Genomic DNA, 23,580 nt, shown 5'->3' with positions numbered 1-23,580 from the left:
GAAAAAGGAGGCAAAGTTGAGAAAAGTCGAGGTTCTGGTGCTGGTGGCTGGGCTTCTGGCCGCCGCCGCGATCGTGCTCTCGGGGTGCGGGGGGAGTGCTTCCGGATCTGCGAGGAGCGGCGGGGGCGGGAGCGGGAAGGTGACGCTAAACGTGGTCGGGTACTCCACCCTGGAACAGGTATACGACAAGCTGATCCCGGCGTTCCAGAAGACGGAGGTGGGTAAGGGGGTCGACTTCCACACCTCTTATGGTGCCTCCGGGGATCAGAGCCGGGCGGTGGCGGCGGGACAGCCGGCGGACGTGGTCGAGTTCTCGCTGGCGCCGGACATGGAGAGGCTGGTGCAATCCGGCACCGTGAGTCCGGACTGGGACAAAAACCGCTACCATGGGATGGTCACCGACTCGGTGGTCGTGCTGGTGGTCAGGAAGGGCAATCCCAAGCACATCCACGGTTGGGACGACCTGGTCAAACCCGGCGTAAAGGTGATAACCCCGAACCCGTTCTCTTCGGGCAGCGCGCGGTGGAACGTGATGGCCGCCTATGGAGCGCAGCTCAAGGAGGGCAAGAGTCCCGCGGAGGCGGAGGCCTACCTCAAGAAGCTCTTCTCGCACGTACCGGTCGAACCCGCGAGCGGCAGGGAGGCGCTGCAGACGTTCACGGGGGGCGAGGGGGACGTTCTGATCAGCTACGAGAACGAAGCCATACTCGCCCAGCACGAAGGCGAGGACGTACAGTACATCATCCCGAAGCAGACGATACTCATACAGAACCCGATCGCCGTCACCAAGGACAGCAAGCACAAGAAGCAGGCCGAGGCGTTCGTCAGGTTCCTCTACAGCCCGGAAGGGCAGAAAATCTTCGCCAGGGAGGGATATCGCCCCGTGGACAAGAACGTGCTCGCACGGTTCAAGGACGAGTACCCAAAGCCTGAGGGCCTCTTCACGATAAACGACCTCGGACTCGGCGGCTGGGACAAAGTCCAGAAGAAGTTCTTCGACCCGAACAGCGGCATCTTCGCGAAGATCAGCCGCCAGCTCGGGAAGCCGACCCAATGAGCGTGTTGCAGGACAAAGGCGTGGCCGCTCCCCCGCGCGGCCACGCCGCCCGCGGAACCGTCGTGATCTACCTGAGTCTGATCGTCCTGATCCCGCTCGCGGCGGTGGTGTGGAGGGCGACCGGGGAGGGAGTCTCGGGGTTCGTGCGGGCCGTCACCAACCCCGAGGCCGTCGCCGCGCTGCGGCTGACGTTCGAGGTCTCGCTCGCGGTCGTGGCCCTGAACGTCGTGAGCGGAACGCTCATAGCCTGGGTTCTGGTGCGAGACCGTTTCCGGGGAATGGGGGTGGTCAACGCGCTAATAGATCTGCCCTTCGCGCTGCCGACGATAGTCGCCGGGCTCACGCTGCTCGCCCTCTACGGGCCGAAGAGCCCGCTCGGGATCAACGTCGCGTACACCAGGGCTGCGATAATCATGGCGTTGCTCTTCGTCACGCTCCCGTTCGTCGTGCGTTCCGTGCAGCCGGTCCTGGCCGAGCTCGACCGCGAGGTCGAGGAGGCCGCGGCCTCGCTCGGGGCCGGGCCGCTCCAGAGCTTCCGGCGCGTCATCCTGCCGAACCTCCTGCCTGCCATCCTCTCCGGCGCGGCGCTCGGCTTCGCGCGGGCGATAGGAGAGTTCGGATCGGTCGTCATCATCACAGGGAACATCCCCTACAAGACGGAGGTCGCCTCCGTCTACATCTACGGTCAGATACAGTCCGACAACCCCTCGGGGGCGGCCGCGGTCTCGGTCACGCTGCTCGCGCTCTCGCTTTTGGTTCTCCTCGGGATGAGGCTCATCGGACGCTGGGGGGCCCGGCATGATCTCTAGGCTCGCGCTGCGCGCGGTCGCGCTCGGGTATCTGGCTCTGCTGCTCGTCTTCCCGGTGGCGATGGTCTTCCGGAAGGCCTTCGAGGAGGGGGCGGGCACGGCCTGGCGGGCCGTGACGAATCCGGCGGCGCTGCACGCCCTGTGGCTCACCCTGCTGGCCACCGCGATCGCGGTGGTCGTGAACACCCTCTTCGGCATCCTGTGCGCCATCGTGCTGGTGCGGCACCGGTTCCCGGGCAGGGGGTTGCTCAACGCGATCCTGGATCTGCCGCTCGCGATCTCACCGGTCGTCGTCGGACTCGCGCTCTACACGCTCTACGGGCAGGGTTCACCCGTCGGCGACTGGCTTTTGGCGCACGGGATCAAGATCATCTTCTCCGTACCCGGGATCGTGCTCGCCACGATCTTCATCTCCCTGCCCTTCGTCGTACGCGAGGTGATGCCCGTACTGCAGGAGATAGGGACCGAGCAGGAGCAGGCGGCGGCCACCCTCGGAGCCTCGCCCACGCAGACGTTTTTGCTGGTGACGCTGCCCGCCATCCGCCAGGGCGTAGCCTACGGCGTGGTCCTGACCACCGCCCGGGCCATCGGCGAGTTCGGGGCGGTGAGCGTGGTATCGGGGAGGATCTCCGGCCTCACCGAGACGATGACCGTCTACGTCCAGGACCGCTTCCAGAACTTCGACCTCGCGGGGGCGTACGCCGCCTCGGTGGTGCTCGCCCTGATCGCGGTGGCGACGCTGCTCCTCACTAACGCCTTCAAGCCAGAGGAGGAGAGATGAGCATCGAAACGAGGGGTGTTGCCAAGCGCTTCGGGGAGTTCGTCGCCCTCGAAGGCGTCTCGATCGAGGCCCCATCCGGCTCCCTCACCGCGCTGCTCGGGCCCAGCGGGAGCGGCAAGTCAACCCTCCTCAGGGTGATCGCCGGGCTCGAGGAACCGGACGAGGGCCGGGTCTTCATCAACGGTGAGGACAAGACCGCTCTGCCGCCCCAGAGACGCGGGGTGGGCTTCGTCTTCCAGCACTACGCGGCGTTCAAGCACATGACCGTCTTCGACAACGTGGCTTTCGGGATGAAGATAAGGCGCCTCCCCAGGAAGGTCATCCGCGAAAGGGTGCAGGAGCTCCTGGAGCTCGTCCAGCTCGAGGGGTTCGCCGGACGCTACCCCTCCCAGCTCTCGGGCGGTCAGCGTCAGCGCATGGCCCTCGCCCGCGCGCTGGCCATAGACCCGGAGGTCCTGCTCCTCGACGAACCCTTCGGGGCACTCGACGCCCGGGTACGCCAGGAGCTCAGGGCGTGGCTCCGGAAGCTGCACGAGGGGATGAACGTCACCACCATCCTGGTGACCCACGATCAGGAGGAGGCCATGGAGGTGGCAGACCGGATCGTGGTGATGAACCACGGCCGGGTGGAGCAGACCGGCAGTCCCCGCGAGCTCTACGAGAATCCCCACAACGAGTTCGTTATGGGGTTTATCGGCCCCGTCAACCGGCTCGGGGACACCTTCGTACGCCCGCACGACATAGAACTGCTGTCCTCCCCGGAGACCGGGACCACCGGTGCACGCGTGGACCATCTGGTCTATCTGGGCTTCGAGGTGCGTGCAGAGCTCACCCTCGAAGATGGGCGGAACATCTGGGCCCAGCTCACCCGCGGTGAGGCCGAAGACCTCGGGCTGGCCCCCGGAAAGGAGGTGTACGCCCGCATGAACTCCGCGAGAACCTTCGGCGAGAATGAGCAGCATAAGCCGTGAGGGAGGACGGGAAGAAAAGCCGGAGGAGAGAACTCGCGAAGGACGTGGCCCTCTATCTGCTCCTGCTCGCGCTGGCCTTCTCCGCCGCGGCCGGTCGTGAATCGCTCTTCCTCTGTGTCGTGGCGGCGGGCTGGCTCTCCCTCCCGCTACTCGTCGGCAGGGACACCGTGCTCGACGCAGGGCTCTTGTTCATGCTCGTCGCGCTCGGCACCTTCCTCTCGGCTGCACTCGCCCGGCTCGTGCTCGCGGGGAGCTAGAGCACCTCGCTCTCGGGAGTGTAGCCCTCCAGCCGACGCTTCACCGCGTTCAAAAACCGCAGCGCAGCCCCTCCGTCGAGGATGCGGTGGTCGAAGGAGACCTCCAGGTTCATGATGCTCCGGATCGCGATCGCGTCTCCCACCACCACCGGGCGCTTCACGATCGCCTCGGCGGAGAGGATCGCCGCCTGCGGGTGGTTGATGATCGGGGTGGAGACCACCGAACCCAGCGCGCCCGGGTTGTTGACCGTGAACGTCCCGCCGGAGACGTCCTCGGGGGAGAGCCGCCGCTCGCGCGCCCGTCTGACCAGGTCGTCTATCCTGCGGGCGAGCCCGACGATGCCGTAGTCGTCCGCGTCCCGGATCACGGGCACGATCAGGGCGTCATCCAGGTCCACCGCGATCCCGACGTTTATCCGCCGTCTCAGCACGATCCTCTCCTCATCCCAGACGGAGTTGAGGATCGGGTGCTCCTTGAGGCTCTCGACGGCGGCCCTGACGATGAACGGCAGGTAGGTGAGCCTCACCCCCTCCCGCCGGGCGAAGTCTTCCTTGATCCGCTCGCGCAGCGCCACCAGCCCCGTGACGTCCACCTCGACCATCGTCCAGGCGTGCGGGGCCTCGCGCTTGCTCAGGCTCATGCGGTTCGCGATCGCCCGCCGGACGCTGTCGAGCTCGACGATGCGGTCTCCTTCGTGGACCTCGACCCGCGCGCGGGCCGGCTCCGGCGTGGGGGTGGGCCCGCGCGCGGCCTCCCGCTCGCGCACGTAGGCCTCGATGTCCTTCCTGGTGACCCTGCCGCCGATGCCAGTACCCTTGATCTCGGAGATGTCTATCCCGTGCTCGGCGGCGATCCTGCGCACCACCGGCGAGGAGCGCCTGAGCCGCAGCTCCCCGGCGTCCGGCACCCCGACGCGCCCGTTCCCGCCGGATGCGCCGGGCCTCCTGACGCGTTGCGCGACGGCCGGTTGGGCCACGGTTCCGGCGGCCGGGAACTCCTCCGTCGGTCCCTCCGAGCGCATGTCTTCCCGCGGCGGGCCTTCGGACTCACCCTCGACGGCGACGAGCGCGATCTCGGTGCCCACCTCGACGGTCTCGCCCTCGGAGACGAGAAGCTTCTCTATCCTGCCGGCGATCGGGGAGGGCAGCTCGCTGGAGACCTTGTCGGTGTCCACCTCGCAGAGGGGCTCGTCCTTCTCGATCTCCTCCCCCTCGGACTTGAGCCAGCGGGCTATCGTCCCTTCGGTCACGCTCTCCCCGAGCTGGGGCATGGTAACGGGTTTCGCCAACTCTCCCCCTCCCTAGTAGCGGGCCAGCTCGAGCATGGCCGACTCTATCAGCGCGGCATCGGGCACGAAGGCGTCCATCATCGGCCGCGCGAAGGCGGCGGCGGGTATGTCCGGCGCCCCGAGGCGCATCACCGGCGCGTCCAGCCACTCGAAAGCCTCGCGTGCCACGAGCGCGGCCATCTCCGCCGTCACCGAGCCGGTGATGTTGGCCTCGGAGATCGCGAGGAACTTCCCGGTCTTGCGCGCCGAGTCAAGGATCGTCTCCCTGTCCAGCGGGTAGAGGGTCAGGGGCTCCACGACCTCGGCCTCGATGCCGTGCTCCCCGGAGAGCTTCTTCGCGACCTCGAGCGCGGTGTGGAGCACCAGCCCGTAGGCGACGACGGTGATGTCCTCACCCTCCCGGTGTATCTTCGCCTCCCCGATCGGGACGGTGTAGTCCTCCTCGGGAACGTCCTCCTTGAGCAGCCGGTAACAGCGCTTGTGCTCGAAGAAAAGCACGGGATTGGGGTCCCGGATCGCACTCTTCAAAAGCCCCTTGGCCTCCTTCGGGAAGGTCGGGGCGACGACCTTGAGACCGGGGGTGTTGCAGAAGTACGCCTCCACGGACTGGGAGTGGTAGAGCGCCCCGCCGGGCACCACGCCGTAGGGAGCGCGGATCGTGATCGGCACGTTCCACGCCCCGTTGGAGCGGTAGTAGAAGCGGGCGGCCTCGGAGACGATCTGATCGAAGGCCGGCGGGATGAAGTCCGCGAACTGTATCTCGGCGACCGGCCGCATCCCGTTGACCGAGAGCCCTATCGCGGATCCGACGATGAGGCTCTCGGCGAGCGGGGTGTCGAGCGCCCTGTCGGGGCCGAACTCCTCCTGCAGCCCTTCGGTCACCCGGAAGACCCCCCCGGCCCTCCCCACGTCCTCGCCCAGGATCATGACGGTCTCGTCGGCGCGCATCTCCTCCTCGAGGGCGTCGTGGATGGCCTGCAGCAGGTTCCTGACGGCCATCTCCTCAGGCCTCCGCGTAGACGCGCTCGAGCGCCTCCTCCGGCCCGGCGAAGGGCGCGGCCTCGGCGTACTCTACCGCCTCGTCGATCTCCGCTTTGATCTGCGCGGAGATCTCCTCCTTCTTCTCCTCGTCGAGCAACCCGACCTCGAAGAGATAGCGCTCGAAGCGGAGGATCGGATCCTTCTGCCGCCACTCTTCGATCTCCTCGCGCTCGCGGTAGCGCCGGTCGTCGTCGTCGGAGGAGTGGGCGGTCAGGCGGTAGGTCTTCGCCTCGATCAAAGTCGGCCCCTCGCCCCGCCGCGCCCGCCCGAAGGCCTCCTTTGCGACCTCGTAGACGGCGAGCACGTCGTTGCCGTCCACCGCCACGCCGGGGAAGCCGTACCCTTCGGCGCGCTTCGCGATCGAACCCGCGACCTGCAGCTCCTCGGGCACCGAGATGGCATAGGCGTTGTTCTGCACCAGGAAGACGACCGGGAGCTTCCTCACCCCGGCGAAGTTCATCGCCTCATGCCAGTCGCCCTCGCTGGTCGACCCCTCGCCGCCGGAGACGAGCACCACACCGTCCTCCCCGCGCAGCCTGAACGCCAGGGCACTCCCGACCGCCTGCGGATACTGCACCCCGACCGGCGCCGAGGCGGTGACGATCCTCAGCTCGCGGCTGGAGAAGTGACCCGGCATCTGCCGACCCGCACTGTTGGGATCCTCCTTCTTCCCGAGCAGGCTGAGAAGATGGTCGCGCGCGCTCTGCCCGAGCACGGTGGTCATCGCAAAATCCCGATAGTACGGATACAGGTAGTCGTACCCGGGCCGCAGGTTGTACGCCGCCCCTACCTGCGCGGCTTCATGCCCCTGGCAGGAGATCACGAAAGCCGCCCTGCCCTGACGGTTCAGGATCCACATGCGCTCGTCCGTCCGCCGCGCCAAGAGCATGGCACGGTACATCCTGATTAGGTCACCCTCGTCGAGACCTAGCGCCTCGTGCCTGGTGCGGGTCTTCTCCACATCCACTCCTCCTGCCTCGACCTCTCGCTGAACACAAGCGGGACAGGATGCCCTTTTCCGATTCTACCAGAGCCCCGGAGCACCCGGCCCTCTCCCCCTCCTTGAAATATCGGGCGTAACTTGTAAGATCGATTCGCATAAGCGAATCAATTTTGGGAGGAAGCGCGGATGGCGGAGAGGTTCGATGTCGTGGTGATCGGGATGGGTCCCGGTGGCGAGGTGGCGGCGGGTCGTTTGATCTCGAGCGGCAAGAGGGTCGCCGTGGTGGAGCGCGAGCTCATCGGGGGCGAGTGTGCCTACTGGGCGTGCATCCCCTCGAAGACGCTCCTCAGGCCGCCGGAGGTGAGAAACGAGGCGCGGCGGGCCTTCGGGACGGGCACCCCCGCGCTGACGCTCGAAGAGGTCTTCGACTACCGGGACTACATGATCCGCCACCTCGACGACGCCGCGCAGGTCGAGGGCTACGAAGAGAAGGGTGCGCGGGTCTTCAAGGGCGAGGGACGCATCGCCGGACCCGGACGGGTGGAGGTGAACGGTGAAACCATCGAGGCCGGGCACATCATCGTCGCGACCGGCTCCTCCCCCAACATCCCCCCCATCGAAGGTCTCGATGATGTCACCGTCTGGACCAACCGCGAGGTGACGACGAGCCGCGAGGTCCCCGGACGCGCCCTCATCGTCGGCGGGGGTCCCAACGGCATAGAGGCCGCCCAGTGGCTCACCCGCTTCGGCTCGGAGGTGACGATCGTCCAGTCGGCGGACCACCTGATAAACCGCGAGGACCCTCAGGTCGGCGAGCTCGCCCGGCGCTACCTCGAGGAGGAGGGCGTGCGGGTGCTCACGGGCCGGAAAGCGGTCCGTGCCCGGAGAAACGGGGAGGCGGCGACCATCGAGCTCGACGACGGGACGCAGGTGGAGGCGGACGTGGTCGTGATCGCCGCCGGGCGCACCCCGCGCACGGAGGGGATAGGCCTGGAGAACGTCGGGATCGAGCTCCAGGGCGGAAGGCTCCCGATAGACGATCGCTGCCGGCTCGCCGAGGGGGTGTGGGCCCTGGGGGACGTGACGGGGGTGGCGCTCTTCACCCACGTCGCCAAGTACCAGGGCCGCGTCGTCGCGGACAACATCCTTGGCAGAGAGCGGCGGGCGGACTACCGGGGCATCCCCCGTGTGGTCTTCTCCGAGCCGGAGATCGCCGCCTGCGGCCTCACCGCCGATCAGGCCCGCGAGAGGGGCATCGACGCCGCCGTCGCCAGCATAGACCTCGCGGAGTCCATCGCCCGCCCCTACACCTACGAGGAGAATCCCCGCGGCACGCTCTCGCTCGTCGCCGACAGGGAGCGCGGGGTGCTCGTCGGGGCGTGGGCCGTCGCGCCTTTGGCGGGTGAGTGGATCCACGAGGCCGCACTCGCGATCCGGGCGGAGATCCCCATCGAGAAGCTCCTCGATTCGGTGGCCCAGTTCCCGACCTACTCCGAGGCGTACCTCGAGGCCCTGGAGAAGCTGGAGCTCTAGAGCGCCCCGTCGGATAGTGGCTCCCCTCCCACTGAAAGATTTGCCCATTCGAATATTATTTGCTTGAGCGAATTTAATGGAGGTGGATCGATGAGCCGGAGGCGGATGAAGATCGGTGGCATGACGTGCTCCCACTGCGAGGTTGCGGTGAGTCGGGCGCTGGAGGGCGCCGGGGCGCGCGAGGTTTCGGCGGACTTCCGCCGGGGCGAGGCGGTCTTCGAGGATCCGGAGGGGGTGGACGAGGAAGGGCTGCGGGGAGCCGTCCGGGAGGCCGGCTACGAGCCCCGTTCGCTGGAGGACGTCCGGGAGCGCCGGGTCCGGGTGGAGACCGGAGGTGGCGGTTACGACTACGATCTGGCCGTGATCGGCTCGGGCAGCGCGGCGTTCGCGGCGGCGATCCGGGCCTCGGACGAGGGGGCGCGCGTCGCGATGGTCGAGCGCGGGACTGTCGGGGGGACGTGCGTGAACGTCGGGTGCATCCCCTCCAAGAACCTGCTCGCGGCGGCGGAGGCTTACCATCGGGCGGGGAGCAACCCGTTCCGGGGCGTCGAGACCACGGCCGGGGCGGTGGACTTCGGGGCGCTCGTCGGGATGAAGTCGGAGGTGGTCTCGAAGCTGCGCAGGGAGAAGTACGAGGATCTCGCCGCGGAGTACGGGTTCGAGATCGTCCGCGGAGAGGCCCGCTTCGTCTCGCCGGAGGCCATCGAGGTCGGGGGCCGAAGGATCACGGCGCAGAGTTACCTGATCTCGACGGGGGCCAGGCCGTGGGTTCCCCGGATAGAGGGTCTCGAGGAGGCCGGCTACCTCACCTACGAGGGCGCGATGGAGCTCGATGAGCTCCCCGGGTCGCTCGTCGTCATCGGCGGCAACTACATCGGGCTCGAGATGGGCCAGCTCTTCGCCGACCTCGGGAGCCGGGTCACCATCGTGGAGATGCTCGACCGGCTCGCCCCCGGCGAGGAGCCGGAGGTCTCGCGCTGGATCGAGGAGGTCCTGCGGGAGCAGGGCGTGGAGGTCATCACCTCCGCGCGGGTCGAGCGCGTCGAGGGCGGCGAAAACAACAGGCTGGTGATCGCCTCCTCGGGCGGCGAGGAGCGAAAGATCGCGGCCTCCGAGATCCTGGTCGCCACCGGCCGCCGCCCGGTGCTCGACGGGCTCGGGCTGGAGAAGGCCGGGATAGAGCGCGACGAACGCGGCGCCCTGGTGCTGGACGACGAGCTCCGGACGACCAACCCCAGGGTCTTCGCGGCGGGGGACGTAACCGGGGCCCCGCAGTTCGTCTACGTCGCCGCCGCGCAGGGCACCCTCGCCGCCGGGAACGCCCTCCTCGGCGCCGGACGCGCGATGGACTACGCAGCACTGCCGCGGGTCACGTTTACCACGCCGAACATCGCCGCCGTCGGCCTCACCGACGCCCAGGCGCACGAGGAAGGATACGCGTGCGAGTGCCGGATGCTGGACCTGGAGAACGTCCCCCGGGCCATCGTCAACCTCGACACCCGCGGGATGGTCAAGCTCGTCGCCGAGAAGGAGAGCGGGAAGGTCTTAGGGGCGCACGCCGTCGGCGAGAACGCCGGGGAGATCATCCTTGCGGGGGTGTACGCGGTAAAGTTCGGCCTCACCGTGCAGGACCTCGCCGACACCTGGGCGCCGTACCTGACGATGTCCGAGGGAATAAAGCTCGCCGCCCAGTCCTTCGGGCGCGACGTCTCGAAGCTCTCCTGCTGCGCGGCATAGGAAGAAGGAGAACGATGGGCTACGAAGATACAAGGCTGCCGGAGGAGATGCGGGAGCGGTTGCGGGAGGTCTTCGGGCTCCCGCATCTCGCGGAGCTCGAGACGCCCGGCGACCTGAGCGGCGCCTTCGCCCGCGAGCTTGCGGTCCCGCGGGTGGAGGATCTCGTCTCGCAGGAGAAGACCCGCCACGAGACGCGCCTGCCCGGCGAGACCCTCCACACCCACTGCTTCATGGACGCGCTGATGCTCCCGTTCGCGCTGCGCGGCGAGCCGGTCGAGGTCCGCTCGCAGAGCCCGGCGGGCGGTGAGGTCACCGCGTTCGTCACCGGGGACGGCGTCGAGGCGAACCCCGAAAGCGCGGTCGTCTCCTTCGGCGTGGCGAGGAGAGGAGCCGGGCCGGTCCAGGAGGTGCTCTGCCCGTACCTGAACGCCTTCCGCTCGCTCGAGGATTATGAACGGTGGGCGAAGGAGAAGGAGCCCGAGGCGATCACGCTCGCCCTGACGCTGGAGGATGCGTTCGCCCTCGCCCGGGACTGGTCCGGCGAGGGGGCGTGCTGCTAGAAGAGGAGGTGGAGACGAAGTGCCGGAAGAGAGAATAGAGGAGAGCCCGCCGCTCGCGGGGGCCAGAATCGGGAAGGAGAGCCCGGACATGAAGGTCGCAGCCAAGCTCTTCGACGGCTTCGCCGACCCGACGAGGATGTCGATTCTCGCGTACCTGGCACGCCGCGGCGAGGCGAGCGTCTCGGAGATCGTCGAGGCCGTCGGGGCGACCCAGCCGCGGGTCTCGGTACACCTGCAGTGCCTTTCGTGGTGCGGCTACGTGCGGGCGCGGCGCGAGGGGAGGCGGGCCTACTACGCGATATCCGACGAGCGGGTGCTCGAGATCCTCAGGCTCAGCGAGGAGCTTCTCGCGGACAACCGCGAGCACGTCGAGGCGTGCGAGATCACCGGCGAGTGCACCTGGACCGGGGAGCGGGGCCGATGAAGCGGAAGATCGTGGGCTACGTGCTGGCGGCGAGCGCGATCGTCGTCTGCCCCTGCCACCTGGCCATCACCCTCCCGATCCTGATCGGGCTGCTCGGCGGCACCGCGCTGGGAGCGGCGCTCGCGGCCCATACGGGACTCGTCGTCGCCGGGGCGAGCGCGTACTTCGTCGCCGCGCTCGCCGTGGGCCTCTACCTCGCGGGACGCAAGAAGGAGCAGGGGCGTACGGAAGCGTGCCGCCGTCCGGTCCGGCGACCGGCACAACCGATAAACGGCCGGGAGGATCCCGCCCTCGCCGCTAAGGAGAGCGGGAAGCGGTGAGAATGGGACGCAGCACCCTCCTTGCAGCCGGGCTGGTGCTCCTCGTGCTCACGCTCGCAGGCTGCGGCGCGCAGGCGAGCGGCGGCGCCCCGGCCCCGCGGAGCGCCCCCCCGGCATCGGCTGCCGCGCAAGCCGCCCCCGGCAGGCAGGCCCCGAACTTCAGCATAAAGACCCTGGACGGCAAGACCTTCGAACTCTCGAAGGAGCAGGGCAGGGTCGTCGCGCTGTACTTCATGGCCGGCTGGTGCGGTTCGTGCATCCCCGAGAGCAAGGCCTGGTCCGAACTCTACCCCCGCTACCACAAGAAGGGACTCGACCTCCTCATCATCTCGGTCGACCCCAGGGACGACGCGAAGACTATAGCCGCCTTCCGCCGGGCCGGGAACATAAGGCCGCTGCCCTGGGCGGTGGACAGGAGCGGTAAGGTCGCCCACCGGCTCGGGGTGAGCTCCCTCGACACCACGATCATCATCGACCGCAAGGGTAAGATCGTCTACCGCGACGCCGCCCCCACCCCGAAGAGCAAGCTGGAGCAGGTGCTCGAGAAGGAGGGTCTGTGAGCGGGCTGCAGTCGCTTGTGGCCAACTGGTTCTCGGGGATCGGCGGCGCCCTGCCGTTCGGTCTCGCCTTCGCCGCCGGGATGGTCGCCGCCGTGACCCCCTGCGGGTTCGCGATGCTCCCCGCCTACCTCTCGCTCTACCTCGGCTCGGGAGAGGATCTCGACGGGCGGTCCCTGCCCTCGCGGCTGGGGCGGGCGCTTGTGGTCGGTGCGGTCGCCTCTTCAGGGTTCGTGCTCCTGTTCACCGCGATAGGGGCCGTGATCTCCGCCGGCGGCGCCGCGGTGCTCTCGGCGATGCCCGCCGTCGGGGTCGCGATCGGGGTGGCGCTCGTGCTGGTCGGGCTGTGGATGCTCGCCGGGCGCAGCCTCTACGTCGGGACCTTCGAGCGGCTCGCCCCGAGCCCGGCGAAGGAGGTCAGCGTGAGGGGGTTCTTCCTCTTCGGGGTGGCCTACGGTCTCGCCTCGATGAGCTGCGCCCTCCCGCTCTTCCTCGTCCTCGTCGGGAGCAGCCTCGCCTCGGGCGGGACGCTCACCGGCATCGGGCGCTTCCTGGACTTCGCCCTCGGGATGGCGGTGGTGCTCGTCGGGCTCACCCTGGCTCTGGCTCTCTTCAAGCAGGGGATCGTGAAGTGGGTGCGCGGGGCGCTGCCCTACGTCCGGTTCGCCTCGGCCGCGCTGCTCGTGCTCGCCGGGGCCTACATAATCTATTACTGGGCCGTGCAGGGAGGGGTGCCCGCCGGCCGGCTCCCCTGAGAGCTCAGTAGCGGCGGCCCCGCTGTCTGTCTATGTCGAAGCGGGCCGAGGAGGCTACGGCCATCACCGCCATCACGCCGCACTGCACCGGGTCGCTCACGACGAGGTCCGCCGCCTCCGGAACGCTGCCGGCCATGTTCAGCGAGAGCACGATGATGCCCCGCTCCCTTATCTCGTAGACCGCCCGCGCCACGTCCCCGCCCATGAGCGCCCCGGCCAGAACCAGCGCCACCGCCCGCGGAAGGCGCGCCACCGCGCGCACCGCGGCCGCCAGGTTCTCCTCCCCCACGAGCGGGATGGTGTCCACCGAGATCTTCTCGCCCCGGATGTTGTGCCGGTCGGCCTCCGCGACCGCCCCGACGACGACCTGCCCCACCTGCGCCCCGCCGCCGACGACGATGATCCTCTTGCCGTAGACCTTGGCGAACGAAGGGGCCCGCTCGACCTCCCGGACTACCGGCAGCCCCTCGATGTCCGCCACGAGCACCTCCGGGGAGGGTACGTCCTCCAGCTCGAGGTAGATCCTCGACTCCCCTCCCCGCCGCTCGGAGATGTCTATGTAGGTGATGTTCGCCCGGTGGTCGAGTATGACGCTGGTGAGCGCGTGCAGTATTCCCGGCTCGTCCGGGGTACGCACCACGAGCGCCAGGGGTGCCTCCTCGACCCCGCTCATCCGTCCGCTCCAGCAATGCCCATGACGGCAGGACATTCTAACCGAGCAACCCTGCGGAGGGAATCATCTGCTAACATACCGCGCGTGGCACCAGTAGACGACGTCGAGCCGAGGAGCTGAGCTTGCCCGGGAGATCCCTCCCCCGTCTGCTCGCCGACGCCCGCGCCGAAGGCCGGCGCCTCGCCATGGTCTCGATCTACGACGCCCCGACCGCGGCTCTCTGCTGCGAGGCGGGGGTGGACATGATCCTGGTCGGGGATTCTTTAGGCAACGTCATCCTCGGCTACGAGAGCACCATCCCGGTCACGATGCAGGATATGTTGCGGCACACCGGGGCGGTGGTCCGCGGGGTAGCGAGCTCGCCGCGCCCGGACGTCCCGGTGGTCGCAGACCTTCCCTTCGGGAGCTACGCCACGCTGGAGAGCGCAACCGAGAACGGCGCCGCCCTCGTGCGGGCCGGAGCGCAGGCGGTAAAGCTCGAGGGTGCCGACCGGGCCGCCCTGGAAGGCATCCGGGCGCTCGTCGGGATGGGCGTCCCCGTCGTCGGGCACCTCGGGTTCACCCCTCAGTCCTCGCTCAGCTTCGGGAGCGTCGTGCAGGGCAAAAGCGCGGAGGCGGCCCGGAGGTTGCTGGAGGACGCCAGAGCCGTCGAGGAAGCCGGCTGCTGTGCGGTGGTTCTGGAGGCGGTCCCCTCCGAGGTCGCCCGGCGGATCACCGAAGAGCTCTCCATCTCCACGATCGGCATCGGGGCCGGGGCGGCCTGCGACGCGCAGGTGCTCGTCTGGCACGATCTCGTCGGCCTCTCTGCTGGACCGCCGCTGCGCTTCGTCCGGCGCTACGCCGAAGTACGGGAGGTTCTCCAGCGGGCCACCGGAGAGTTCGTCGCGGAGGTCCGCTCCGGCGCGTTCCCCGCGCCGGAGCACGGCTGGAACCTCGACGAGGAGGAGCGCCGCCGGTGGGAGCAGGGCTAGAGACGGCCTCGACCCCGGAGGAGATGCGCGACCTCTCGGAGCGCTGGCGCGCCTCCGGGCAGACCGTGGGGCTCGTCCCCACGATGGGCGCGCTGCACGAGGGACACCTCTCGCTCGTCCGCCGGGCCCGTTCAGAGTGTGAGAGGGTCGTGGTCTCGGTCTTCGTCAACCCAACCCAATTCGGACGGGGGGAGGACTTCGAGACCTACCCCCGCGACCTCGAGCGCGACCGGGCCCTGCTCGCCCGCGAGGGCGCGGACGCCGTCTTCTCCCCGACCATCGAGGCGATGTACGGGGAGGAGGACCCCGACCTCTCCTCCGGAGGGCGTGCCTCGGTGGATCCGGGCAGGCTCGGTCAGATGTGGGAGGGGGAGGTGAGGCCGGGGCACTTCCGGGGCGTCGCCACGATCGTCACGATGCTCTTCGCCGCGGTGAGGCCGCACCGGGCGTACTTCGGGGAGAAGGACTACCAGCAGCTCGTCATCGTGCGCAGGATGGCGCGGGAACTTCAGCTCGGGGTGGAGGTGGTGGGCTGCCCGACGGTGCGCGAGGAGGATGGTCTCGCGATGAGCAGCCGCAACGTCTACCTCTCCCCCGAAGAGAGGGAGGCGGCGCTCTCCCTCTCCAGGGCGCTCGGACGGTGCGCCGAGCTGGCGCGGGAGGGCGAGCGCTCGGCGAAGAAGCTGGAGGCGGCGATGCTGGAGGTCTGTGGCAGAGAGCCGCTCGTCGGGCTGCAGTACGCCGCGGTGGTCGACGCGGAGAGCCTGGAGAGGCTCGAGAGGCTCGGAGAGAGGCCGGCCCGGGCGATCATCGCCGCCCGGGTCGGCCGGACCCACCTCATAGACAACGCCGGGATACCCTAGATCACGGGGGTCTCGGTGTAGGTGCCGAAGACCTCCTTGAGCGCGTCGCAGATCTCCTGCTCGGTGGCGTAGGCGCGGACGCACTCGAGTATGGGATACATCGTGTTCCCGTCGCCGCGGGCCACCCGCTTGAGCTCCTCGAGGCGCTGGCGCACCAGCCGGTTGTCGCGCCTCCTCTTGAGGTCTTTGACGCGCTCTATCTGACGCTCCGCGACCTCGGGCGGGATGCGGTGCAGCTCGACGTCGGTCTCCTCCTCGGGCTCGTAGACGTTCACGCCCACCACCCGACGGCGCCCCTCCTCCATCTCCCGCTGGTAGCGGGCGGAGGCCTCGGCGATCTCGCGCATCTGGAAGCCCTGTTCGATCGCCGGGATGACCCCGCCGAGTTCGTCTATCTGCCGGAAGTACTCGTAAGCCTGCCGCTCCATCTCGTCGGTGAGGGCCTCGACGAAGTACGAGCCGCCGAGAGGGTCTATCGTGTTCGCCACGCCCGTCTCGTGCGCCGCTATCTGCTGGGTGCGCACGGCTATGCGCACCGCCTCCTCGGTCGGCAGCGCCAGGGCCTCATCCAGCGAGTTGGTGTGCAGCGACTGGGTGCCGCCCAGGATCGCCGCCAGCGCCTCGAAGGCCGTGCGGACGACGTTGTTGTAGGGTTCCTGCGCCGTGAGCGAGCACCCCGCCGTCTGGGTGTGGAAGCGCATCCTCATGCTCCTGGGGTCCTTCGCCCCGTAGCGCTCCTTCATCTCGCGCGCCCAGATGCGCCGCGCGGCGCGGAACTTGGCGATCTCCTCGAAGAAGTCTATGTGCGAGTTGAAGAAGAACGAGAAGCGGGGGGCGAACTCGTCCACCCCGAGCCCCGCCTCGATGCCGGCCTCGACGTAGGCGAACCCGTCGGAGAGGGTGAAGGCCAGCTCCTGCGCCGCGGTGGAGCCCGCCTCCCGGATGTGGTAGCCCGAGATGGAGACCGTGTTCCACTTCGGCATGTGCCGCGTGGCGTAGACGAGCATGTCCTTGAAGATGCGCATCGAGGGGCCGGGCGGGTAGAGCCACTCCTTCTGCGCGATGTACTCCTTGAGGATGTCGTTCTGGTTGGTCCCCCCGAGCTTCTCCGGCGGGATCCCCTTCTTCTCGGCCGCGACGACGTACATAGCCAGAAGCACCATCGCCGGGGCGTTGATGGTCATCGAGGTCGTGATCTCGTCCATCGGGATGCCCTCGAAGAGCCGCTCCATGTCCTCGAGGGAGTCTATGGCGACCCCCTCGGTCCCCACCTCGCCCAAAGAGCGCGGCGAGTCGGAGTCGAGCCCCATGAGGGTGGGCATGTCGAAGGCGACGGAGAGCCCGGTCTGGCCCTGCTCGAGCAGGTAGCGGAAGCGCCGGTTGGTTTCCCCGGCGTCCCCGTAGCCGGCGAACTGCCTTATCGTCCATAGCCTGCCGCGGTACATCGTGGGGTAGACCCCGCGGGTGTAGGGGTACTCGCCGGGGTAGCCCAGTTTCTCCTCGTAATCGAAGTCCCCGAGATCCTCCGGGGTGTAGAGCGGTTTGATCGGCACGCCGGAGATGGTCGAGAACTCCGCGTCACGCTCCGGGCTCTTCGAGTACGCCTCTTCCCAGCTCTCGCGGGCGCTCTTCTTCCTGGTGTCCAAGGCGCTCCTCCTGCAGGTCGCTTCCCTCTTCCCTCTGTACGGGCGGTCAAGCATGACTATACCATCCCACACCACTTTGTATACTTGCTCGCATGAGCCTGCTGGAAGTCCTGCTTTTGGCCGCGAGCGCGCTGTTCGCGTGGAGCATGGGCAGCCACTACACCGGCTCGGTGATGGGTACGGCCTACGGCGCGGGGGTGCTCACGCTCCGGCGGGCGCTCGGGCTCGCGGCGGTCTGCGTCGTCATCGGGGCGACGGCCGCCGGGCTCAACGTCATCGGGACCTACGCGGACCTCATCGAGAGCGCCCCGGCGGAGGACGTCGCGGCCTCGCAGATAGCCGCCTCGCTGGTGACCATAGCCTCCACCTACTACAGGCTCCCGGTCTCGACGATCCAGATCTACGCGTTCTCGCTCCTCGGGGCGGCGCTCGCCGCGGGCCTTCCGGTGCGCGGGGGGCTCTTCGGGCTCGTGGTCCTGGGTTGGGCCGCGGGACCGGTGCTGTCGCTCGTCCTGGGGTTCGTCCTGGCGCGCGCGGGGCTCGGCATCGCCCGGCGGGGCCGGGGGGCGCTCGCGGCGTTCCTCGTCGTGACCGCGCTCTACAGCTCGTTCACGATGGGTTCGAACGACGTGAGCAACGCCGCCGCCTCGCTCGCCGACGCCGGGATCTTCTCCCCCAGGGTCGCGGCGCTCTGGGGCGGGGTCTTCATGGCTTTGGGGGTGGTGAGCTGGGGCAGAAGGCTCCTGGAGCGTATCGGGCACGAGATCCTGCCGCTGGACGTGCCGCTCGCCGCGACGGCCCAGTTCGCCAAGGCCGCGGCGATCTCGACGCTGAACGCCTTCGGGTACAACGCCTCGATCAACCAGAGCGTCGTCGGCGGGCTCGCCGGGGTGGGGCTCGCGACCGACCGCAGCAAGCTCAACCGCGGCGCGCTGCGCAACATCGCCCTGAACTGGATCCTCTCGCCGCTGCTCGGGACCGTCTCAGCCGCGGTGCTGGACCTGCTGCTGCACGCCCTTCTCTGAGGAGACCCCGCGCAGGATGGAGCGGGAGATGACGATGCGCTGCACCTCGCTGGTGCCCTCGTAGATCTCGGTGACCCGCGCGTCCCGGTAGAGCCTCTCCACCGGCCCCTCGTCCTTCATGTACCCCCTGCCGCCCAGGATCTGCACCGCCTCGTAGGCGATCTCGTTGGCCACCTGCGAAGCGTAGAGCTTGGCCCGCGCGCCGGCCTCGGTGACGCTCATCCCCCGGTCCTTCATCCAGGCGGCCTCGTAGGTGAGAAGCCGCGCCGCCCTTATCTTCACCTGCATGTCGGCGAGCTTGAAGGAGATAGCCTGGTGCCCGGCTATGGGTTTGCCGAACGCGCTCCTCTCGACCGCGAAGCGCGATGCATACCGGAAGGCGGCCTCGGCGATCCCGAGCGCCTGCCCGGCGATCCCGATCCTCCCCGGGTCCAGCGTCCCGAGCGCGACGTGCAGGCCCTTCCCCGCCTCCCCGAGCACGTCCTCCTCCGGGACGAAGACGCCGTCCAGCAGGACGTCGTCGGTGGTGGCGGAGATGACGCCCATCTTCCTCGCGTGCCTGCCTAAAGAGATCCCTTCCGCGTCCATCGGCACGATGAAGGCGGTCACGCCCTCCGGGGCGCGGGCGAAGAGGATCATGGTCCCCGCGACCCGGCCGTTGGTGATCCACTGCTTGTGCCCGCTTATGCGGTAGCCGCCGGGGGCCCGCTCGGCTTTCGCTTCGATCGCAGCGGCGTCGGAGCCCGCCCCGGGCTCGGTGAGGGCGAAGCAGCCCACTCTCTCGCCGCGGGCGAGCGGCGGCACCCACCGCCGCTTCTGCTCCTCGGTGCCGTACTGCAGGATAGGGAGCGTTCCGGCGCTGGTGTGCACCGCGAGCGTAACCCCCACCCCGGCGTCGGCGCGGCTGAGCTCCTCGATGGCGAGCACGTAGGAGAGGAAGTCCTTCCCGGCCCCGCCGTACTCTACGGGCACGCAGAGTCCCATGAAGCCCATCGCGGCGAGCTTCTCGAAGATCTCCTGCGGATAGACGTCGTTTTGGTCCCGCTCGGCCGCCCCCGGCGCCACCACCTCGTCGGCGAAGCGCGCCGCCTCCTCCCTCACCTCCCGCTGCTCCCTGCTCAGCTCGAAGTTCATGCATCACCCCCGTCTTCGCGCCTGCTCAGAAAACGATTATATGCAACCCGCTCACGCAGCGAGCACGCGGTAGCGCCCGAGCCCGAAGACGGCACGCCGCCCGACGTGGGTGAGCTGGCCCAGACAGAGCAGCGGCAGGAACTCCTCCAGGGGACCGGCGTACTCCACCCGGCCCGTACTCCATCCTCGTCTCCTCCGGTGGCTCGAAGACGTAGGGGCGGGGGATCTGCTGGTTCTTCAAAAGTTGCAGGCCCAATCACGTCAGCCAGGAAACTGAAATATACTCCGATCGGAATGGAGTTTGTCTCTCACAAAAAGGAGAGTCGGGTGACGGGACGGCGCAGGATGATGGGGCGTGGGGCCTCCATGAACCCCACCAATCGATTCGAGAGGATCGAAGTCGTGCCGGAGCCTGTCGAAGACGAGGCTCCCGACAGACCAGAGACCGTATACCTGCGCGATCGTTCGCGTTCCGTCATTACTCGCAACGCCAGCCCGGACATCGGCTTCGAGGCCAGCATCAACCCCTACCGGGGTTGCGAGCACGGCTGTGCTTACTGCTACGCCCGCCCGACCCACGAGTACCTGGGGTTCTCGGCCGGGCTGGACTTCGAGAGCCGGGTCCTCGTCAAAGAAGATGCCCCTGAGCTTTTGCGAAAAGAGCTCTCCTCACCCCGCTGGAAGCCGAAGGTCCTCTCCCTGAGCGGGGTCACCGACCCCTACCAGCCGGTCGAGAGGAAGCTCGGGATCACCCGCCGCTGCGTCGAGGTGCTCGCGGAGTTCCGCAACCCCCTGGCCGTCGTGACCAAAAACCACCTCGTAACCCGCGACATAGACCTCCTCGAAGAGCTCGCGAAGCACGGCGCGATATCCGTCGCCGTGAGCCTGACGACCCTCGACGAAGACCTGAGACGTCGCATGGAGCCGAGAACCTCGAGCCCCCGGCGACGCCTGGACGCGATGAGGAAACTCTCCGAAGCCGGCATCCCGGTCGGGGTGATGACCGCCCCTATCATCCCCGGTCTGAACGACCACGAGCTGCCCGCGCTGCTCTCCGCCGCCGCGGAGGCCGGAGCAACCTTCGCCGCCTGCGTCCCGGTGCGCCTGCCGGGGGCGGTCGCGAAGGTCTTCGAGGACTGGCTCTCACGCAACTTTCCGGAGCGCAGGGAGAAGGTCTTAAGCCGCATAAGGTCCATGAGGGGCGGCAGCCTCAACGATCCGCGCTTCGGGTCGCGCATGCGGGGCGAGGGACCCATCGCGGAACACATCGCGCAGCTCTTCCACATAAGCCGGCGCAGGGCCGGGATCTCCGATCGATTCCCCGAGCTCTCGGTCGCCGCCTTCCGGGTGCCAGGAGATCAGCCGACGCTCTTCGATCGTCCCTGAGAGGAACCTGTACGGAGGGCCAGGACCAGAACCGTACCCCCTTACGATGCAAATCTGCCATCCAGGCCTCAGACTCCGACGCATGGACAGAGCCCGATGAGAAAATCGCTGTGTCCGGGCTTCGACACGAGGGTCACCTGAGAGGAGGAAAGGTAAAACAATGCGGGTGGTTTACGCGACACGGTTCGGAGGCCCCGATGTACTCGCGGTGGAGGAGGCGCCGGATCCGAAAGCCGCCGCGAGGGAGGTGGTGGTCGGGGTCTCGGTGGCTCCGGTGCTCTTCCTCGAGACCCAGCTCCGGCGCGGATGGGGTACGGAGTGGTTCCCGGTAGAGCCGCCGTACGTGCCGGGAGGCGGGGTTGCGGGGGAGGTTGTCTCGACCGGCGAGGGCGTGGACCCCGGCTGGATCGGGCGGCGCGTCGTCGCCAGGACCGACGGCGGCGGCTACGCGGAGCAGGCTGCGGTCCCGGAGGGGGCTCTGATCCCGGTGCCGGACGGGCTCGGTCTGCCCGAGGCTGCGGCGCTCCTGCACGATGGGGCCACAGCGCTCGGCCTTGCCGACGAAGCCCCGATCGAGCCGGGGACATGGGTGCTGGTCGTGGCCGCGGCCGGCGGCCTGGGCACCCTGCTGGTGCAGCTGGCGCACGTGGCGGGCGCCCGGGTCATCGGGGCGGCTCGCACGGAGCGGAAACTGGCCCTCATCCGGAGGCTGGGGGCCGATGCGGCGGTAGACTACTCGCAGCCGGGCTGGCCCGAGCGGGTACGCGAGATGACCGGCGGCGCGGGACCCGATGTGGTATTCGACGGGGCCGGAGGGCATCTCGGCAGGGAAGCGTTCGAGGTCACAGCTCGCGGTGGGTGGTTCTCCGCCCACGGGACGCCCGGCGGCGCCTTCGCCGGGATAGACCCCAAAGAGGCGCAGCGGCGCGGGATAACCGTCTGCGGGATCGAACGGGTACAGTTCGCCCCCACAGAGGCGAAGCGCCTGGTCCGCCGGGCGCTCTCCGAGGCCGCAGAGGGACGTATAAGCCCGGTCATCGGGCAGACCTTCCCGCTCGAACGTGTCGCCGAGGCCCACGCCGCCATAGAGTCTCGCGAGACCGTCGGGAAGACCCTGCTGGTGGTCTCCCGGGAATGAGAAGAATCAATTCTCGCCGGTCAAACCCGTCACACCCTGTTAACATCTTCCCGGTCAGGCGGTTTGGAGTCCATCGTGCCTCACATCTCTGTGGACAGGAGGCTCTCCCTGGGCCCGCTCGAGGCCTTCCTGAGGCTGGAGGCGGGGCTCGGGCGTGATCTGCCGCAGGACCACCTCCGAACCCTGAAGCGGGGTCTGCACGCCGCCCGCAGGACCTCCCAGAAGCGGGCGAAGAGGATCTCCGACCTGAAAACCCGGCTCGGGGAGCTCGAGCAAACCCGCGACGAGGAGAGGAGGATGCTCCACTACCTGCTCGCCGACGCCTTCGAGCGGCGCGGGCCGTGGGTCACGGGCGTGCGGATAGACGGCAGGGTCTACGGCCGCGCCACCCGTCACTCAAGCCCCCGTCTCAGAGAGTTCTTCGAGGCCTTCCCGGAGGCCTCCCGGGGCCGGGTGCTCGAGCCCGGCTCGCTGGAGGGGGCGATGACGCTCGAGCTCGCCAGAAGGGCCCGGGAGGTGGTCGGGCTAGAGGGAAGGCCCGGGAACGTGGAGCGGGCGGAGTTTCTGAAAGGCCTCTTCGGGGTGAAGAACGTATCCTTCCACACGACCGACCTGGAGGAGGACGACCTCTCCTCCTACGGCACCTTCGACGCCGTCTTCTGCTGCGGGCTACTCTACCACCTCTCGCATCCGCGGCGCTTCGTGCAGCGCCTCTCATCCATCTCCCCGAACCTCTACCTCGACACCCAGTACGCCCGTCCTGAATGGGACCTCACCGAGAGGGAGGGTCTTATGGGCTGGGTGCGCGAGGAAGACCCCGGAGACCCACAGAGCGGCCTCTCCCCCACGGCCTTCTGGCCGACGCTGGACGAACTCCACCGTCTGCTCTCCGGGAGCGGCTACACCCGCATAGAGACCATCGCCCTGCTCCCGGACAACCGACACGGCCCCCGGGTGCACCTCGCGGCGAGCCGCCGGGGCGGATGATGTCCGGCGAGCACGCCCCGCACGAGTTCCGGAGGATCGCGGCCCCCAACCCCGGCCCGCTCACGCTCGAAGGCACGAACACCTACGTCTTCGCGGGTACGGTCATCGACCCGGGTCCGGACGACGAGGTGCACCTCGAGAGGGTGGCTTCCGCGGATCCGGTCGAGACCATACTCCTCACCCACTCCCACCCGGACCACTCGGCCGGGGCGGTCCGGCTCTCCAGGCTCTGCGGGGCACAGGTGCTCTCCTTCGGATCCGGCCTCGACGACGGAGCCAGGGTGGGAGAGCTTATCGCACTCCACACACCGGGGCATTCTCCCGACCATCTCTGCTTCTGGCACCCCGAGAGCCGCACCCTGCTCTCAGGAGACCTCATCGCCGGCAGGGGCAGCATCATCATCGCCCCGCCGGAGGGCGACCTCGGGGCGTACATGGCCTCGCTCGAGAGGGTCCGGACACTCTCCCCCGCCCGCATCCTCCCTGGTCACGGCCCGGAGGTAGCGGATGGCAAGGCGAAAGTCGAGGAGTACATCGCGCACCGCAAAGAGCGTGAGCGGAGGGTCCTGGCCGCGCTGGAAGCCGGCGCGGCCTCGCTCGAGGAGGTGGTGGAGCTGGCCTACCCCGAAGTTCCGGAGGAGATGCGCCCCTACGCCAGGCTCTCCGCCCGGGCGCACCTCGAACATCTAGGGCGCGAGCTGCACTGAAAGTGTGCGGGAACGA

Annotated in this window: 26 protein-coding genes; 19 read left to right on the top strand and 7 right to left on the bottom strand. The window is 68.5% G+C overall.

Translation table 11 applies throughout. The annotated features are described in order from the left end of the window. Window positions 1-16 precede the first annotated feature (16 nt). From PJB24_RS06605 to PJB24_RS06585, 5 genes are read left to right on the top strand one after another with little or no spacing between them, the layout of a single operon-like run. Window positions 17-1,057, top strand: coding sequence for a sulfate ABC transporter substrate-binding protein (locus PJB24_RS06605; RefSeq protein WP_273844026.1), 1,041 nt, complete (start codon window positions 17-19; stop codon window positions 1,055-1,057). Beyond that, complete coding sequence (gene cysT / locus PJB24_RS06600) at window positions 1,054-1,866, top strand: sulfate ABC transporter permease subunit CysT (protein ID WP_273844024.1); 813 nt, start codon at window positions 1,054-1,056, stop codon at window positions 1,864-1,866. Before PJB24_RS06605 ends, cysT begins: the two co-directional genes overlap by 4 nt. Beyond that, complete coding sequence (locus PJB24_RS06595; protein ID WP_273844022.1) at window positions 1,856-2,647, top strand: sulfate ABC transporter permease; 792 nt, start codon at window positions 1,856-1,858, stop codon at window positions 2,645-2,647. The genes cysT and PJB24_RS06595 overlap by 11 nt, the downstream gene beginning before the upstream one ends. Next, window positions 2,644-3,618, top strand: a complete 975-nt coding sequence (locus PJB24_RS06590; RefSeq protein WP_273844020.1) for a sulfate/molybdate ABC transporter ATP-binding protein — start codon at window positions 2,644-2,646, stop codon at window positions 3,616-3,618. Before PJB24_RS06595 ends, PJB24_RS06590 begins: the two co-directional genes overlap by 4 nt. Continuing rightward, complete coding sequence (locus PJB24_RS06585) at window positions 3,615-3,875, top strand: hypothetical protein (RefSeq protein WP_273844018.1); 261 nt, start codon at window positions 3,615-3,617, stop codon at window positions 3,873-3,875. The genes PJB24_RS06590 and PJB24_RS06585 overlap by 4 nt, the downstream gene beginning before the upstream one ends. Here PJB24_RS06585 and PJB24_RS06580 read toward each other — a convergent pair. The 3 genes from PJB24_RS06580 to PJB24_RS06570 are packed head-to-tail and all read right to left on the bottom strand — an operon-like array spanning window position 3,872 to window position 7,106. Beyond that, window positions 3,872-5,164, bottom strand: a complete 1,293-nt coding sequence (locus PJB24_RS06580; RefSeq protein WP_273844016.1) for a dihydrolipoamide acetyltransferase family protein — start codon at window positions 5,162-5,164, stop codon at window positions 3,872-3,874. The two genes, PJB24_RS06585 and PJB24_RS06580, sit on opposite strands and share 4 nt — an antisense overlap. A 12-nt stretch (window positions 5,165-5,176) precedes the next feature. Then, entirely contained in the window at window positions 5,177-6,163 is a 987-nt protein-coding gene (locus PJB24_RS06575) for an alpha-ketoacid dehydrogenase subunit beta (protein ID WP_273844013.1), read from the bottom strand. Window positions 6,164-6,167: 4 nt separating this feature from the next. After that, the gene (locus PJB24_RS06570) at window positions 6,168-7,106 is read right to left on the bottom strand and encodes a thiamine pyrophosphate-dependent dehydrogenase E1 component subunit alpha (RefSeq protein WP_420541902.1); all 939 of its coding nucleotides are present in this window, start codon (window positions 7,104-7,106) and stop codon (window positions 6,168-6,170) included. Between the two features lie 228 nt (window positions 7,107-7,334). Between PJB24_RS06570 and PJB24_RS06565 the strand changes: the two genes are divergently transcribed. The 7 genes from PJB24_RS06565 to PJB24_RS06535 all read left to right on the top strand — a co-directional run bounded on the left by PJB24_RS06565 (window position 7,335) and on the right by PJB24_RS06535 (window position 13,034). Next, on the top strand, window positions 7,335-8,681 hold the full coding sequence (locus PJB24_RS06565; protein WP_273844009.1) for a dihydrolipoyl dehydrogenase family protein: 1,347 nt from the start codon (window positions 7,335-7,337) through the stop codon (window positions 8,679-8,681). Window positions 8,682-8,771: 90 nt separating this feature from the next. Continuing rightward, window positions 8,772-10,418 (top strand): mercury(II) reductase, encoded by a 1,647-nt coding sequence (gene merA / locus PJB24_RS06560; protein WP_273844007.1) that lies wholly within the window; start codon window positions 8,772-8,774, stop codon window positions 10,416-10,418. A gap of 14 nt (window positions 10,419-10,432) precedes the next feature. After that, window positions 10,433-10,978, top strand: coding sequence for an alkylmercury lyase family protein (locus PJB24_RS06555; RefSeq protein ID WP_273844005.1), 546 nt, complete (start codon window positions 10,433-10,435; stop codon window positions 10,976-10,978). 19 nt (window positions 10,979-10,997) lie between these two features. Beyond that, the gene (locus PJB24_RS06550) at window positions 10,998-11,402 is read left to right on the top strand and encodes an ArsR/SmtB family transcription factor (RefSeq protein ID WP_273844004.1); all 405 of its coding nucleotides are present in this window, start codon (window positions 10,998-11,000) and stop codon (window positions 11,400-11,402) included. Continuing rightward, entirely contained in the window at window positions 11,399-11,722 is a 324-nt protein-coding gene (locus PJB24_RS06545) for a hypothetical protein (protein ID WP_273844002.1), read from the top strand. The genes PJB24_RS06550 and PJB24_RS06545 overlap by 4 nt, the downstream gene beginning before the upstream one ends. A gap of 2 nt (window positions 11,723-11,724) precedes the next feature. Continuing rightward, window positions 11,725-12,282, top strand: a complete 558-nt coding sequence (locus PJB24_RS06540) for a peroxiredoxin family protein (protein ID WP_273844185.1) — start codon at window positions 11,725-11,727, stop codon at window positions 12,280-12,282. Further along, on the top strand, window positions 12,279-13,034 hold the full coding sequence (locus tag PJB24_RS06535; RefSeq protein WP_273844001.1) for a cytochrome c biogenesis CcdA family protein: 756 nt from the start codon (window positions 12,279-12,281) through the stop codon (window positions 13,032-13,034). Before PJB24_RS06540 ends, PJB24_RS06535 begins: the two co-directional genes overlap by 4 nt. A gap of 4 nt (window positions 13,035-13,038) precedes the next feature. Here PJB24_RS06535 and PJB24_RS06530 read toward each other — a convergent pair whose 3' ends face one another. Further along, the gene (locus PJB24_RS06530; protein WP_273843999.1) at window positions 13,039-13,707 is read right to left on the bottom strand and encodes a DUF5612 domain-containing protein; all 669 of its coding nucleotides are present in this window, start codon (window positions 13,705-13,707) and stop codon (window positions 13,039-13,041) included. Window positions 13,708-13,829: 122 nt separating this feature from the next. Between PJB24_RS06530 and panB the strand changes: the two genes are divergently transcribed. Together panB and panC are read left to right on the top strand one after the other, a co-directional pair. Next, on the top strand, window positions 13,830-14,678 hold the full coding sequence (gene panB / locus PJB24_RS06525; RefSeq protein WP_273843996.1) for a 3-methyl-2-oxobutanoate hydroxymethyltransferase: 849 nt from the start codon (window positions 13,830-13,832) through the stop codon (window positions 14,676-14,678). Beyond that, a complete protein-coding gene (gene panC, locus PJB24_RS06520; RefSeq protein ID WP_273843994.1) occupies window positions 14,663-15,541 on the top strand; it encodes a pantoate--beta-alanine ligase in 879 nt (292 codons plus the stop codon). Before panB ends, panC begins: the two co-directional genes overlap by 16 nt. Here the strand turns inward: panC and PJB24_RS06515 are convergent. Continuing rightward, a complete protein-coding gene (locus PJB24_RS06515; protein ID WP_420541900.1) occupies window positions 15,538-17,241 on the bottom strand; it encodes an acyl-CoA mutase large subunit family protein in 1,704 nt (567 codons plus the stop codon). The genes panC and PJB24_RS06515 overlap by 4 nt on opposite strands. Before the next feature lie 38 nt (window positions 17,242-17,279). Here PJB24_RS06515 and PJB24_RS06510 point away from each other — a divergent pair, with 38 nt between their 5' ends. After that, window positions 17,280-18,212 (top strand): inorganic phosphate transporter, encoded by a 933-nt coding sequence (locus PJB24_RS06510; RefSeq protein ID WP_273843990.1) that lies wholly within the window; start codon window positions 17,280-17,282, stop codon window positions 18,210-18,212. Here the strand turns inward: PJB24_RS06510 and PJB24_RS06505 are convergent. Both PJB24_RS06505 and cas6 read right to left on the bottom strand, forming a co-directional pair. After that, window positions 18,171-19,346, bottom strand: a complete 1,176-nt coding sequence (locus tag PJB24_RS06505) for an acyl-CoA dehydrogenase family protein (protein ID WP_273843988.1) — start codon at window positions 19,344-19,346, stop codon at window positions 18,171-18,173. The genes PJB24_RS06510 and PJB24_RS06505 overlap by 42 nt on opposite strands. A gap of 51 nt (window positions 19,347-19,397) precedes the next feature. Next, complete coding sequence (gene cas6 / locus PJB24_RS06500) at window positions 19,398-19,514, bottom strand: CRISPR system precrRNA processing endoribonuclease RAMP protein Cas6 (protein WP_273843986.1); 117 nt, start codon at window positions 19,512-19,514, stop codon at window positions 19,398-19,400. 177 nt (window positions 19,515-19,691) lie between these two features. Between cas6 and PJB24_RS06495 the strand changes: the two genes are divergently transcribed. From PJB24_RS06495 to PJB24_RS06480, 4 genes are all read left to right on the top strand, one after another. Next, window positions 19,692-20,732, top strand: coding sequence for a PA0069 family radical SAM protein (locus PJB24_RS06495; protein ID WP_420541901.1), 1,041 nt, complete (start codon window positions 19,692-19,694; stop codon window positions 20,730-20,732). A 160-nt stretch (window positions 20,733-20,892) separates the two neighbouring features. Further along, complete coding sequence (locus PJB24_RS06490; RefSeq protein WP_273843984.1) at window positions 20,893-21,870, top strand: zinc-binding dehydrogenase; 978 nt, start codon at window positions 20,893-20,895, stop codon at window positions 21,868-21,870. 75 nt (window positions 21,871-21,945) lie between these two features. Beyond that, on the top strand, window positions 21,946-22,857 hold the full coding sequence (locus PJB24_RS06485) for a class I SAM-dependent methyltransferase (protein WP_273843982.1): 912 nt from the start codon (window positions 21,946-21,948) through the stop codon (window positions 22,855-22,857). Further along, window positions 22,857-23,564: an MBL fold metallo-hydrolase gene (locus PJB24_RS06480; protein ID WP_273843981.1), complete on the top strand. Its 708-nt coding sequence runs from the start codon at window positions 22,857-22,859 to the stop codon at window positions 23,562-23,564. Before PJB24_RS06485 ends, PJB24_RS06480 begins: the two co-directional genes overlap by 1 nt. Window positions 23,565-23,580: the final 16 nt, after the last annotated feature.

The sequence above is a fragment of the Rubrobacter calidifluminis genome, from assembly GCF_028617075.1.
GTDB lineage: Bacteria > Actinomycetota > Rubrobacteria > Rubrobacterales > Rubrobacteraceae > Rubrobacter_E > Rubrobacter_E calidifluminis.
The sequence above is the reverse complement of the archived record's forward strand: the minus strand, read 5'-3'. Positions and strand labels throughout refer to the sequence as shown.